We start from the raw sequence: 12,321 nt of genomic DNA, 5'->3' as shown, positions 1-12,321 counted from the left end.
CGGCCGCTCGGCCGCTCCCGTCCACCGGCGCAGGGACGCCCGGTGGTCGGGAGCCGGTCGGCGCCTCGTGATCTCCCGGCGGAGTGGGTCAGGGGAGCACGAGGTCGCTGACCATGGCGGTCGGCACGTAGGCGGTGGCGCCGGCGTCGGTGCGCAGCTCCAGCACGTCCACGCCGGCGTGGCGCAGGTGGCCGGCCACGGCGTCGCCGGCCCAGGTGTGCAGCGTCACGTAGGGCCGCTCGGGTGCGAGGTCGGCGAGCACGCCGGCCAGGGTGCGGCCCAGCGTCACCGGCCGGTCGCCCACCGTGGGGGCGCTGCCCGGCTCGGGTCGCACGGCGGTGATGGCCCCGGTGGCCACCAGGGCGCCGTCGCCGCCCAGGCCCCGCAGGCCCACGAAGTCGGTGCCCAGGGTGCGGATCGCCCCGCGCAGCACCCGGCCGGTCACGGTGGCCACCGCCACCTGCTGCTCGCGCTCGCCCAGGTCGGCCAGCACGCCGGCAAACGTGCCCGCCTCGCCCGACTGCGCTCGCAGCGCAGCCTCCCGGCGGCGCTCGGCGGCGGCATCGGTGGCGCGCTGGTGGTCGGTGAGCGCCCGCAGGTCGTCGTCGAAGCGGTCCGGCCCGCCGTCCGCGTCGGTCGGGGTCATGGCGCCGAACCGTAGCGGTGGGAGGGCAATCCCACCGGGTAGGGGACCGGGCGGCGTTACGCTGTTCCGGCACACCGTTTCCGAAAGCACACCTTGACCACCACGCAGCTCACCATCCACGTCCCCGGCAACCACCTCATGGGGCCCCTGCTCGGCGAGCGAGACGAACTGCTCCGGATGGTCGAGGCCGCCTTCCCGGGCGCCGAGATCCACGTGCGCGGCAACGAGGTCGGCATCGACGGGCAGGAGGCCGACCTCGTGGGTCGCCTCTTCGGCGAGCTGGTGAAGATCCTCCAGGCCGGCCAGGTGGTCGACGCCCCGCTGCTGGCCCGCACCATCGACATGGTGAAGGCCGACGAGCGCCCGTCGGAGGTGTTCACCACCGAGGTGCTCAAGGCGGCCAAGGGCCGTCGGGTCCGCCCCAAGACCAGCGGCCAGAAGGCCTACATCGACGCCATCGCCGAGAACATCATCACCTTCGGCATCGGCCCGGCCGGCACCGGCAAGAGCTGGCTGGCGGTGGCCATGGCCGTGCAGGCGCTGCAGGCCAAGCAGGTCGACCGCATCATCCTCACCCGCCCGGCGGTGGAGGCGGGGGAGCGGCTCGGCTTCCTCCCCGGTGACCTCATGGCCAAGGTCGACCCGTACCTGCGCCCGCTCTACGACGCCCTGCACGACATGGTCGACAGCGAGGCCGCCGCCCGGCTGCTCGAGCGGGGCACCGTCGAGGTCGCCCCGCTGGCGTTCATGCGGGGACGGACCCTCAACGGCGCGTTCATCATCCTGGACGAGGCGCAGAACACCACGCCCGAGCAGATGAAGATGTTCCTCACCCGCATCGGCTTCGGCTCCAAGGCCGTCATCACCGGCGACACCACGCAGGTCGACGTGCCCGGCGGTCGGTCGGGCCTCGGCGGCCTCGAGAAGGTCCTGTCGGGCATCGATGGGCTGGGGTTCGTGCGCCTCACCGGCCGAGACGTGGTCCGGCACCGCATCGTGGCCGACATCGTCGACGCCTACGAGCGCGACGGCGCGGCGAAGCAGGGCTCGGACCGCTCGTGATCCGCCCCGCACCGCCCACCGGCCCCCGCAAGCGGCGCCGGGCCGACGAGGGCACCCTCGAGGTCTTCGTCACCGACGAGCAGGACGAGCGCCCCGTCGACGTCGTGCGCTGGGAGGCCCTGGCTCGCGGCGTGCTGGAGGCCGAGGGGGTCGAGGGCGACGCCGAGCTGGCGCTGCTCTTCGTCGACGAGGCCACCATCGCCGAGCTCAACGGCACGTTCATGGGCCAGCAGGGCCCCACCGACGTGCTGGCCTTCCCCATCGACGACGACGAGATCACCGTGGGCCGCTCGCCCGACGGCTCCACCACCGGTCCGGACCGCGAACCGCCGTCCGACGTGCCGCTGCTGCTGGGCGACGTCGTGATCTGCCCGCTCGTCGCCGACCGCAACGCCCCCGAGCACGCCGGCACCTACGACGACGAGATCGCCCTGCTCGTCGTCCACGGCATCCTGCACGTGCTCGGCCACGACCACGCCGAACCCGAGGAGACCGCACTGATGCAGGCCCGTGAGCGCGAGCTGCTCGCCCGCTACCACCGGAGCGCCTCGTGAACGGGCCCACCGACCCCGGCAGTCCGTGGGCCCCGTGCACCGAGGTGCGCGGGGCCGGACCTGATCGCCTCGGGCGGGGAGGTCGGTCGTGAGCGGCGGGGTGCTGGCCACCCAGTTCGAGACCATCGACGTGTGGCTCATCGCGGCCATCGTCGTGCTGCTGCTGATCGCCATCGCCACCGCGGTGGCCGAGACGGCGATCGTGCGCATCTCGAAGGCCAAGGCCGCCGGCCTGGCCGAGGAGGGGCGCCCCGGGGCCAACGCCCTGCTGTACCTGGTGCAGGCGCCGGAGCGCTGGATCAACGCCCTCCTCCTGGTGGTGCTGGTCTGCCAGATCGTGCAGGCCACCCTCACCGGGGTGGTCTCCGGTCGGCTCTTCGGCGGGCTGGGCGTGGCCGTGGCCACGTTCGTCAACGTCGTCATCACCTTCGTGTTCGCCGAGGCCGCGCCCAAGACGTGGGCCCTGCAGCACACCGAGCGGGCGGCGCTCGCCTCGGCCCGGCCGGTGAAGCTGCTGGTCGACCTCGCCCCGCTGCGGCTGGTCTCCCGGGCGCTCATCGGCGTCACCAACGTGATCCTGCCGGGCAAGGGCCTCAAGCAGGGCCCGTTCGTCTCGGAGGAGGAGCTGCTCGCGGTGGCCGCCGAGGCCCACGAGTCCGAGGCCATCGACAACGACGAGCGTCGCCTCATCGAGAGCATCATCGAGTTCGGCGACACCGTCGTGCGCGAGGTCATGGTGCCCCGGCCCGACATGGTCACCGTGTCCCACGAGTTCCGCGTGGCCGACGTCATGGAGGTCGTGCTGCTCAACGGCTACAGCCGCCTGCCGGTGCTGGGCGAGGGCATCGACGACGTCATCGGGCTGGTGTTCGCCAAGGACCTCATGCGCGCCGAGCGCGACGGGCGCGAGGACGAGCCGGTGGCCAACCTGGTCCGCTCGGCCCGGGCCGTGCCCGAGACCAAACCGGTGGCCGAGCTGCTCCGCGAGATGCAGGCCAACCAGTTCCACATGGCCGTGGTCATCGACGAGTACGGCGGCACCGCCGGCCTGGTCACGCTGGAGGACCTCATCGAGGAGCTGGTGGGCGAGATCGTCGACGAGTTCGACATCGAGGACGCCCGCATCGAGCCGGTGGCCGGCGGCGGCGTGCGGGTCAGCGGCAGCCTCACCATCGACGACGCCAACGACCTCCTCGACGTCCAGCTGCCCGAGGGCGACTTCGACACCGTCAGCGGCCTGGTGCTGGCCGAGCTGGGCCGCATCGCCGTGGTGGGCGACGTCGCCGAGTGCGAGGGCGTGCGCCTCACCGTCGAGCGGGTCCAGGGCCGGCGCATCATGCGGGTCCGCATCGACAAGGTCGAGCCGCTCGTGGTGCCCGACGAGGACGACGCCGACGACCGCCGCTCGCGCGACAAGGAACGCGACCGCGCCAGGGCCGACCGCAACGGCGACTGAACCTCGCTCGCCTGCGGCAGCGGCCGCAGGCGCTTCGGAGGTCGCCGAGTACCCTGGGCGGACCGCTGTACCAGGAAAGCTCGTCTTGACCACCTCGCTCTGCCCGTCCTCCGCTCGTCGCCGCCCGCTCGCGCCTGCCCGTCGCCTCGTGGGGAGCACGGCGTGAAGTCCGGCTTCGTCACGCTCGTCGGCCGCCCCAACGTGGGCAAGAGCACGCTGCTCAACGCCATCCTCGGGCAGAAGGTCACCATCGTCTCGGACAAGCCGCAGACCACCCGCACCCAGGTGCGCGGCGTGCTCACCCGGCCCGACGCCCAGGTCGTGTTCGTCGACACCCCCGGCATCCACCGCCCCCGCACGCTGCTGGGCGAGCGCCTCAACGAGACCGCCACCAGCGCCATACCGGACGTCGACGTCGTGTGCCTGCTGGTCGACGCCACCGCCCCCATCGGCAAGGGCGACAAGTGGGTGGCCTCCCGGGTGCCGCGCAACGCCATCATCGTGGTCAACAAGACCGACCTCGCCCCGCCCACCGAGGTGCTGGCCCAGCTGACCAAGGCCGCCGAGCAGCTCGAGGGCGGCGACGAGTACTTCCCGATCTCGGCCCAGACCGGCGACGGCGTGCCCGAGCTGCTCGAGACCATCATCGATCGGCTGCCCGAGGGCCCCTCGTACTACCCCGACGACATGGTCACCGACGTGCCCGAGGCGTTCTGGGTGGCCGAGCTGGTGCGCGAGCAGCTGCTGGCGGTCACCCGCGACGAGGTGCCGCACTCGGTCGCCACCCGGGTCACCGAGTGGGACTGGCCCCGCGTCCGCTGCGAGATCCTCGTCGAGCGCGACTCCCAGAAGGGGATCGTGATCGGCAAGAAGGGTGCCGTGCTCAAGGCGGTCGGCATCGCCGTGCGCTCGCAGCTCCCGCCCGGTGCCTACATCGAGCTGTTCGTGAAGGTCGACAAGGACTGGCAGCGCCGCCCCAAGGCCCTCGAGCGCCTCGGGTACTGAGCCGCCACTGGTCGACCCGCCCGGGCGACCCGCTCGATCGTCAGTCGGCTCGCAGGGCGTCGGCGGCGCGGTCGATGCGCAGCTGGTAGTGGCCGTAGGGGCTCTTGGTGGCGTGGTCGTCGGGCTCCACCAGGTGCGGCACGCGGTCGGTGAGGGCCAGCTCGTCGATCCGGCCGTGGGGGCGCACGCTGAGCATGCGGGCCATGCCGGCCACGTCGCGGAGCTCGGCCTGGTCCTCGGGGCGGGCCCGATCGAGGCGGAGCACGTCGGCGAAGGCGTCGAGGGCGTGGGCCAGCTCGCTGAGCTGGGCCCGGTGGGCGTCGTCGCCGGCCGCCTCGGCGGCAGTCTCGGGGACGGGCGCGGCGGCGAACGGGTCGAACTCGTCTTCGGGGCTCCCGGCCCGGGCGCGGCGGCGGGCGGCCGCCCGGCTGAACCACTTCACGCCGGGGCCTCGGCGGTGACCCGACGCAGGAACGCCTCGGCCTCGGCCCGCTCCTTGGTGCGCGGCAGCGGGGGCAGGGCGTTGAGCAGGTCCCATCGGTAGCGCTTGGCCTTGGCCAGCCGGGGGTCGAACACCGCCACCACGCCCTCGTCGGTGGCGCTGCGGATGAGCCGGCCCACGCCCTGGGCCAACATCATCGAGGTCCGGGGCAGGTCGATGAGGCGGAAGGCATCGGCCTTGGCCCGCTCGCGCCGGGCCTGGAGCAGCGGCTCGTCCGGGCGGGGGAACGGGAGGCGGTCGATGGTGACCAGCGACAGGGTGCGGCCGGGCACGTCGATGCCCTGCCAGAAGCCCATGGTGGCGAACAGGCAGGCCGACTCGTCCTCGGTGAAGGCGGCCACCAGCGCCGGCTTGGGCAGGTCGCGCTGGCCGAGGATGGGGCCCGACACCCGAGGTCGCACCGCCTCGATGGCGGCGTCCATGGCCCGGTACGACGTGAACAGCGCCAGCGTGCGCCCGCCGGCGGCCTCGATGAGCGCCACCAGGTCGTCGTGCATGCCGGGCTCGAAGCCGGGCTCGCGCGGGTCCGGCAGGTGGGCGGCGCAGTAGAGCAGGCCGTGGTGCTCGTAGTCGAAGGGGCTGCCGACGTCGATCTCGTCGTGGTCGGTCGGGGTGAGGCCGAGCCGCTCCGCCATGCCGTCGGGGAGGGTGGCGCTGGTGAGGATGGCCGGACGTCGGTCCCACAGCGCCGCCCGCAGCAGCTCGGCGACGTCGATGGGCGCCACCCGGAGCTTGGGGTTGTGGTCGGGGCCCTCCACCCAGGCGACCGAGGTGGCCGGCACCTCTCCGGCGGCAGCGACGTCGACCATGAGGCCGGTGGTCAGCTGGACGGCCCGGGTCTTGCGGGTGGCGACGTCGTCGCCGGCGTCGTCGGGGATGGCGCGCAGCGCGTTGGCCACGCGGTCGAGGCGGGCCCGGGCCAGCGACAGGGCATCGGCGATGGCGGGGTCGAGGGCGCCCTTGAGCCGGCGGCCGACGTGCTCGCTCAGCACGGCGGCGAGGAGGCTGGCCGAGGTCTCGATGTCGTCGGACGTGGCGGGATCGTCGAGGATCGCCCGCACCGAGCGGGCCAGGTTCTGGAAGCGCCCGGCGGAGAGCTCGAAGCCGCAGGTGTCGGAGATGATGTCCTCGAGCTGGTGGGCCTCGTCGACGACGACCACCTCGTGCTCGGGCAGCACGGCGCCGTCGGTGGCCAGGTCGAGGCCGAGCAGGTGGAGGTTCACCACCACGACGTCGGCGTCGGCGGCCTTGCGGCGGGCCAGCTCGGCGAAGCACACGTCGCCCTTGGGGCAGCGCTTGGCGCCGGGGCACTCCTGCGCCGAGACGCTCACCGCCCCCCACGCCTGGTGCGACGGCTCGGCCAGCAGCTCGGCGCGGTCACCGGTGGGGGTGGTGGCCGCCCAGAGCTTGAGCGATGCGAGCTCGGTGGGCGAGGCCCGCTCGGCCAGGCCGTCGAGCGCCATCTGCTGGCCGCCGGAGATCTCGGCGATGCGCTGCTGGCACACGTAGTTCGAGCGGCCCTTGAGCACCGCGAAGTCGAACTCGCGGCCCAGGTGCTCCTGCAGGAACGGCAGGTCCTTGCCGGCCAGCTGGTCCTGGAGGGCCTTGGTGGCGGTGGCCACGACCGTGCGCTTCCCGGACAGGATCGCCGGGACCAGATAGGCCCAGCTCTTGCCGGTGCCCGTGCCGGCCTGGGCCAGCAGGTGGCGCTTGTTCCCGATGGCGTCGGCCACCGCCGCGCTCATCTCGTCCTGGGGCTTGCGCCGCTCGCCGCCCGGCGTGGCATCGGCCAGCCGACCCAGGGCGGCGACGGAGCGATCGGCGGCAGGCACCGCCCGAGGGTACCGGTCGCCCCGCCGGCCCCGGAGGACCGGCGGGCTCCACGGCTCAGCGCCAGAGGTACTCCGGGGCCGGGCCCGGCTTGTACCAGAACACGTTGTCGAGGTGGTCGGCGCTGAAGCGCCCGACGATGGGCCGGTAGCCGCTGCTGATGACGTGGGTGCCGGCGACCGGCCGGGTCTCCGCGGTGGGGAGGGCGTCGTAGAAGACGTCGCTGGTGGTGCCGGGGCGGTAGAGGTACGCCGTGGTCCAGCCGCCACCCGGGACGAACGGCACCACGGTGGCGTCGTGGGGGACGTCGAGGAACTTGGTGGTGGTCCAGGTCCCGTTGCCCTTGCTCACCCAGAGCGGGCTGGCCCCCGAGGGCGTCAGCCAGAGGATGTCCTCGATGCCATCGCCCTGGGCGCCCCAGTCACCCGCGACCGGCTTGTAGCTGCTGCCGCTGATGCCCTGCGGGGTGGTGGTGAACGAGCCGATCGCTGCGTCGTGGACGGAGAGGCTGTCCTTCACCGCGCCGGGTCCGTACCAGAAGACGTCGTCGAGGTGGTCGGTGCTGAAGTGCCCGACGACCGGGCGGGTGCCCTTGGCGGGGGTGAGGTTGTGCGCCACGTGGGTGCCGTTGGCCCCCGGGAAGGACCACACCGGGACCACGGTGGCGCCGGGCGTCCACCAGACGATGTCGCTGCGGGCCGTCCCGTTCTCCAGGACCGACGGGGTGAAGGTGCCGTTCACGCTCACCACGTACGAGGTGAAGGCGAAGGTGCCGTTGCCGGTGTTGATCCACAGCCGGTCGGCGGCGGCTCCGGGGCCGTACCAGAAGATGTCGTCGCGCTGGTCGCCGCCGAAGTCGCCCACGAGGGGGGTGAACGAACCGTTCACGGGTTGGGGCGCCACCTGCTTGGTGAACTGCCCGTCGCCGAACGAGGTCCACGCCTGCTCGGCACCGGTCCCGGGGGCGTACCAGAGGATGTCGTCGGTGGCGCTGGTGCCGGCGAAGTCGCCGACCACGGGGGTGTAGCTGCCGTTGACGTCGTAGGCCGCGCCGTACTGCTCGTCGAAGTAGTACGGCTCGGGCCCCTGCGTCACCCGAGGCTCGGGTGCCGGCGGCGCAGGCGCCGCGTGCGCAGCCGCAGCGGGGACCAGGGTCGTGGCCAGGGTGGCGAGCGCCAAGGCGAGGCCTCGGGCGGGTGCGGGGAGCGACATGGGGCCTGCTTCGGGTGCTCGGCCCTCCCGGATGGAGGGCACCCTCGCAAGGTACGGACGGCCGGACGGGCCGGCCTGAGCAACCGGTGCTCAACCGGCCCGGGGGCTAGGAGCCGGCGGGGGAGTGCTCGGCGTCCTCGGCCTGCACGCTCTGCTCGGCGCCGGCCCCCACCCGGCTGGCCTCGACCCGGGCCGACTCGAGCTGGAGCTGCTCCACCGTCGAGAGCTCGTCGTAGGCGTGGACCTCGGCGGCGCTGCCCTCGACCGGTGACGGCACGGCAGGGTCGGCGTCGTCGGTGGCATCGAGCATGATGCCGCCGCGGGTGGTGGCGACCGGGGTGCGGGCCGGGATGCGCGGGACCCGGATGGGCACCTCGACGGTGCCTTCGCGAGCTTCGTAGCGGACGGCGTTGAGCGTCGACGTGTAGACGATCAGCTTGGCGAAGATCGCCAGCCAGGCGAGGAGGGCGAACACGACGCCCAGCGGCCCGTAGAGCGACGACGACTTCGCCACCAGCTGGGGGACGTAGATGGTCCCCACCAGCTTCAGCACCTCGAAGCCCACGCCGGCCACGATGGCCCCGGGGAGCAGGTCGCGTGCCGGCACCCGCCGGGTGCCGAGGCCCCAGAACATCCACCAGAACAGGCCGACCTCGGCGAGCAGCCCGACGGCGATGGCACCGAGCGCTGCGAGGGCCACGGGGACCTGGTCGGGCAGGAAGTTCAGGATGCCGCCGAGGGCCAGCACCGCGGCGAAGCCGATGCCGGCCACCACCAGCCAGGCCATGCCGAGCAGCCGATCCTTGATGCCCTCGGACCGCTCCTGCCACGGGGCTCGCACGCCCTGTTGGAGGGCGACCGCCACGCCGGAGCCGGACCAGGCGAGCCCGAGCAGGCCGACGATCGAGGCGGCCTGGCGGCTGTCGGACGCGCGGCCGATGGCGTCGCGCATGGTCTGGGCGGCCGTGCCGGTGAGGCCGAGGTTGTCGATGATCTTGCCGGTGACCTCGGTGTCACCGTGGGCCACGAAGCCCACCACGGCGATGGCCACGAGCAGCAGCGGGAAGATGGCGATGAACACCGAGACGGTGATGGCCGAAGCGGCGAACCCGCCGTTGATCTCGCCCACGCGGTCCTGGACGTCGAGCGCCCGGCCCAACCAGGGCCAACGCCGTCCGAGGGCTCGCAGCTTCTCGTTCATGGCCCAGTCCTTCCCGTTGGGGTGACGTCCATACCCCACCGCTGCAGACCGCCGGGGCCGCTGACGATGACGGCCGGGCATGCCTCGGGGGCGAGGAGGTCGGGCGATAGGTTGCGAGCCGTGGACCTCACCGGCATCGACCCCTCCCGGATCCCGCGCCACGTGGCCGCGGTCATGGACGGCAACGGCCGGTGGGCCACCCAGCGGGGGCTGAAGCGCACCCAGGGCCACGCCGCCGGCGAGGAGGCCCTGTTCGACACCCTCGACGGCGCCATCGAGCTCGGCCTCGACTGGTTCACCGTCTACGCGTTCAGCACCGAGAACTGGAAGCGCCCCACCGACGAGGTCCGCTACCTCATGGGCTTCAACAAGGGCATCCTGGACCGCCACGCCGAGGACCTGCACGCCCGCAACGTGCGGATCCAGTTCATCGGCCGCCGCGACTGGCGGGTCCCCCGGGGCGTCGGCAACCGCATCGACTGGGCCACCGACCTCACCAAGGACAACACCGGCCTCACCTTCACGATCGCCTTCAACTACGGCGGCCGGGCCGAGATCGTCGACGCCGTGAAGCAGCTGGTGGCCGACGGCGTGAAGCCCGAGAAGATCGACGAGAAGGCCATCCGGGCCCGGCTGTACGACCCGACGATGCCCGACCCGGAGCTCATGGTGCGGACCTCGGGTGAGTTCCGCACGTCGAACTACCTGCTGTGGGAGCTGGCCTACAGCGAGCTGGTCTTCACCGACGTGCTCTGGCCCGACTTCCGCAAGCAGCACCTCGCCGATGCCATCCGCGAGTTCCAGGCCCGAGAGCGCCGCTTCGGCGGCGTGCGCTCGGGCTGAGCCGCCGGACGTGGCGCTCTACCGAGACCAGGGCATCGTCCTGCGCACCTACAAGCTGGGTGAGGCGGACCGGATCGTCACGTTCATCACCGAGCGCCACGGCAAGGTGCGCGCCGTCGCCAAGGGCGTCCGCAAGACCAAGAGCAAGTTCGGGGCCCGCCTCGAGCCCACCAGCCATGTGGCGCTCCAGCTCTACGAGGGCCGGGAGCTCGACATCGTCACCCAGGCCGAGTCGATCGACCACTTCAAGGCCATTCGCGAGGACCTCGATCGGCTGACCCGCGCCGTGACCATGCTCGAGGCCGTCGACCAGCTGAGCCTGGAGCGCGAGCCCAACCCCGACCTGTACCGCATGCTGCTCGGGGCGCTGCGCACCGTCGCCGCCAAGAACAGCGCCCTGGTGGTGGCCGGCTTCCACTGGAAGATCCTGGCCCTCGAGGGCTTCCGCCCCCAGGTCGAGAGCTGCGTGGTGTGCGACACCCCCGACGGCCTGGTGTCGTTCGACCCCACCGAGGGTGGGCTGCTCTGCGGTGAGCACCGGCGCGGCACCCGCGTGTCGCCCCAGGCCGTGGAGCTGCTCCAGCAGATCCTCGGCGGTCGCCTGGCGCTGGCCCTGGAGGCCGAGAGCTCCCCGGCCACCCACGAGGTCGACAACCTCGCCACCCGCGTCATGGAGCACCACCTCGAGCGCCGCCTCCGCTCCGTCGGCCTCCTCGACTGACCGGCCCCAGCAAGCGCGTGCCCTTCGGCTCCCTCCTGCTATTCGTAGGTAGCGGACCCGGTGAGGTGCACCGGACGACGGGCGCTGCCCAGCGACGCTGCGGTCGCTCAGGCCACGGGGGCGCCGGGCGGCAGGTCGGCGTCGGGGGCCAGGAGGCGGACGGTGCCGTCGGGCTCGAGGCCGCCGAGCACCAGGAACTGGCTCTCGAAGCCGGCGATGCGGCGGTTCCCGAGGTTGACCGCCCCCACCACCTGTCGGCCCACCAGCTCGTCCTCGGCGTAGTTGGTGACCTGGGCGCTGGTGCGCAGCACGCCCACCACCGGGCCGAAGTCGACGGTCAACTTCCAGGCCGGCTTGCGGGCCTCGGGGAAGGGCTCCACCGCGAGCACCCGGCCCACGCGCAGGTCGATGGCGAAGAGGTCTTCCGCGCCCACGGCCTCCTTGGCCGGCAGCTCGGTGGGGTCGTGGGGGCCGGTCATGTGTCGATGGGGCGCCAGGCGCCGGTGGTGTCGCTCCACTGCATCCAGGCGCCGAGCTCTCGATCGAACTGGATGTAGGCCTGGCGGGCGTCGTCCCAGGTGGGGGCGTCGGCCCCGGGTTGCGGCGTCGAGCCGAACGCCGGGGTCTGCGGGGCCGATGGAGCCGTCCACGCCGCGGCCGCCAGCGTGGCCCGGTCGGGCAGGGCGGCGCCCGAGCGGGCCAGGATCATGGCGTGCTGGTCGGCCTTCGAGATGACCAGGGTGCCGGCCACCATGTCACCCAGGCGGCGATGGCCTCGGGAGCTGCGCGACACCAGGAAGCCCACGAGGCCGCAGCACGCGGCGTCGACCGGTAGGAGCAGGGTGCGCCCGAAGCACCGCAGCAGCCCGGCGTTGGTGCCGTCGGCGCGCACCACCCGCAGGCCGAGGGCCCGCTTGCCGAGCGTCGCCCCGGTCAGGCCCTGCAGGACGATGTTGTAGAGCACGGTCACCGCCAGCGAGGCGGCGTAGAACTTGGCGAACAGGGGCCGCTCATCGTCGACGGGCACGTAGCGCACCCGGTCGCCGGACTCCCAGCAGATGGCGGGCTGGTCGGGCTGGCGGACCACGCCCCGGCTCGACTCGGCCGTCGAGGGGGCGCAGTCGACGGTGCCGATGGGCGAGCCCACCAGCACGCTGAAGAAGAGGTAGGCCCCGACGCCCACCGACACCAGCGTGAGGATGAGCCCGTCGAGGAGGTAGGCCGCCACGCGGCTGCCGACGACGTCGGTGGGGTCTCCGGCGCGGTGCGCCATCAGCGTGTCGCTCGTT

The 12,321-nt window shown here is 72.9% G+C and carries 13 protein-coding genes; 6 read left to right on the top strand and 7 right to left on the bottom strand.

The genetic code is table 11. From position 1 onward, the window contains the following. Window positions 1–88: 88 nt before the first annotated feature. Complete coding sequence (locus KSP35_RS06225; RefSeq protein ID WP_216999930.1) at window positions 89–646, bottom strand: hypothetical protein; 558 nt, start codon at window positions 644–646, stop codon at window positions 89–91. Between the two features lie 138 nt (window positions 647–784). Between KSP35_RS06225 and KSP35_RS06220 the strand changes: the two genes are divergently transcribed. From KSP35_RS06220 to era, 4 genes are all read left to right on the top strand, one after another. Further along, window positions 785–1,708: a PhoH family protein gene (locus KSP35_RS06220; RefSeq protein ID WP_217002144.1), complete on the top strand. Its 924-nt coding sequence runs from the start codon at window positions 785–787 to the stop codon at window positions 1,706–1,708. Next, window positions 1,705–2,262: an rRNA maturation RNase YbeY gene (gene ybeY, locus KSP35_RS06215; protein ID WP_216999928.1), complete on the top strand. Its 558-nt coding sequence runs from the start codon at window positions 1,705–1,707 to the stop codon at window positions 2,260–2,262. The genes KSP35_RS06220 and ybeY overlap by 4 nt, the downstream gene beginning before the upstream one ends. Before the next feature lie 88 nt (window positions 2,263–2,350). Beyond that, entirely contained in the window at window positions 2,351–3,718 is a 1,368-nt protein-coding gene (locus KSP35_RS06210) for a hemolysin family protein (protein WP_216999921.1), read from the top strand. Window positions 3,719–3,880: 162 nt separating this feature from the next. Next, the gene (era, locus tag KSP35_RS06205; RefSeq protein WP_254127013.1) at window positions 3,881–4,723 is read left to right on the top strand and encodes a GTPase Era; all 843 of its coding nucleotides are present in this window, start codon (window positions 3,881–3,883) and stop codon (window positions 4,721–4,723) included. Between the two features lie 40 nt (window positions 4,724–4,763). On the opposite strand, the gene KSP35_RS06200 is transcribed toward era, so the two are convergent. The 4 genes from KSP35_RS06200 to KSP35_RS06185 all read right to left on the bottom strand — a co-directional run bounded on the left by KSP35_RS06200 (window position 4,764) and on the right by KSP35_RS06185 (window position 9,468). After that, on the bottom strand, window positions 4,764–5,165 hold the full coding sequence (locus tag KSP35_RS06200) for a hypothetical protein (protein ID WP_216999919.1): 402 nt from the start codon (window positions 5,163–5,165) through the stop codon (window positions 4,764–4,766). Further along, a complete protein-coding gene (locus KSP35_RS06195; RefSeq protein WP_216999917.1) occupies window positions 5,162–7,057 on the bottom strand; it encodes an ATP-dependent DNA helicase in 1,896 nt (631 codons plus the stop codon). Before KSP35_RS06195 ends, KSP35_RS06200 begins: the two co-directional genes overlap by 4 nt. Window positions 7,058–7,112: 55 nt before the next feature. After that, window positions 7,113–8,267 (bottom strand): hypothetical protein, encoded by a 1,155-nt coding sequence (locus tag KSP35_RS06190; RefSeq protein WP_216999915.1) that lies wholly within the window; start codon window positions 8,265–8,267, stop codon window positions 7,113–7,115. A 106-nt stretch (window positions 8,268–8,373) separates the two neighbouring features. Further along, a complete protein-coding gene (locus KSP35_RS06185; protein ID WP_216999914.1) occupies window positions 8,374–9,468 on the bottom strand; it encodes a YihY/virulence factor BrkB family protein in 1,095 nt (364 codons plus the stop codon). Window positions 9,469–9,534: 66 nt separating this feature from the next. On the opposite strand from KSP35_RS06185, the gene uppS reads away from it, so the two are divergent. Next, a complete protein-coding gene (gene uppS, locus KSP35_RS06180) occupies window positions 9,535–10,311 on the top strand; it encodes a polyprenyl diphosphate synthase (protein WP_217002141.1) in 777 nt (258 codons plus the stop codon). 10 nt (window positions 10,312–10,321) lie between these two features. Continuing rightward, window positions 10,322–11,032 (top strand): DNA repair protein RecO, encoded by a 711-nt coding sequence (gene recO, locus KSP35_RS06175; RefSeq protein ID WP_216999913.1) that lies wholly within the window; start codon window positions 10,322–10,324, stop codon window positions 11,030–11,032. A gap of 107 nt (window positions 11,033–11,139) precedes the next feature. Here the strand turns inward: recO and KSP35_RS06170 are convergent, their stop codons facing one another. Then, window positions 11,140–11,511 (bottom strand): tRNA-binding protein, encoded by a 372-nt coding sequence (locus KSP35_RS06170; protein WP_216999912.1) that lies wholly within the window; start codon window positions 11,509–11,511, stop codon window positions 11,140–11,142. Then, a complete protein-coding gene (locus KSP35_RS06165; RefSeq protein ID WP_216999911.1) occupies window positions 11,508–12,305 on the bottom strand; it encodes an RDD family protein in 798 nt (265 codons plus the stop codon). Before KSP35_RS06165 ends, KSP35_RS06170 begins: the two co-directional genes overlap by 4 nt. Between the last annotated feature and the right edge of the window lie 16 nt (window positions 12,306–12,321).

This window comes from Aquihabitans sp. G128, assembly GCF_019048865.1.
In the GTDB taxonomy this organism is placed as follows: Bacteria; Actinomycetota; Acidimicrobiia; order Acidimicrobiales; family Iamiaceae; genus Aquihabitans.
This window is presented reverse-complemented; position numbering and strand designations above follow the sequence as displayed.

What these genes read in the sequence shown, in the direction of transcription:
- KSP35_RS06225 (WP_216999930.1), bottom strand. Translation starts at nt 646, where the DNA reads ATGACCCCGACCGACGCGGACGGCGGGCCGGACCGCTTCGACGACGAC.
- KSP35_RS06220 (WP_217002144.1), top strand. Translation starts at nt 785, where the DNA reads ATGGGGCCCCTGCTCGGCGAGCGAGACGAACTGCTCCGGATGGTCGAG.
- KSP35_RS06190 (WP_216999915.1), bottom strand. Translation starts at nt 8,267, where the DNA reads ATGTCGCTCCCCGCACCCGCCCGAGGCCTCGCCTTGGCGCTCGCCACC.
- KSP35_RS06185 (WP_216999914.1), bottom strand. Translation starts at nt 9,468, where the DNA reads ATGAACGAGAAGCTGCGAGCCCTCGGACGGCGTTGGCCCTGGTTGGGC.
- uppS (WP_217002141.1), top strand. Translation starts at nt 9,535, where the DNA reads ATGACGGCCGGGCATGCCTCGGGGGCGAGGAGGTCGGGCGATAGGTTG.
- KSP35_RS06170 (WP_216999912.1), bottom strand. Translation starts at nt 11,511, where the DNA reads ATGACCGGCCCCCACGACCCCACCGAGCTGCCGGCCAAGGAGGCCGTG.
- KSP35_RS06165 (WP_216999911.1), bottom strand. Translation starts at nt 12,305, where the DNA reads ATGGCGCACCGCGCCGGAGACCCCACCGACGTCGTCGGCAGCCGCGTG.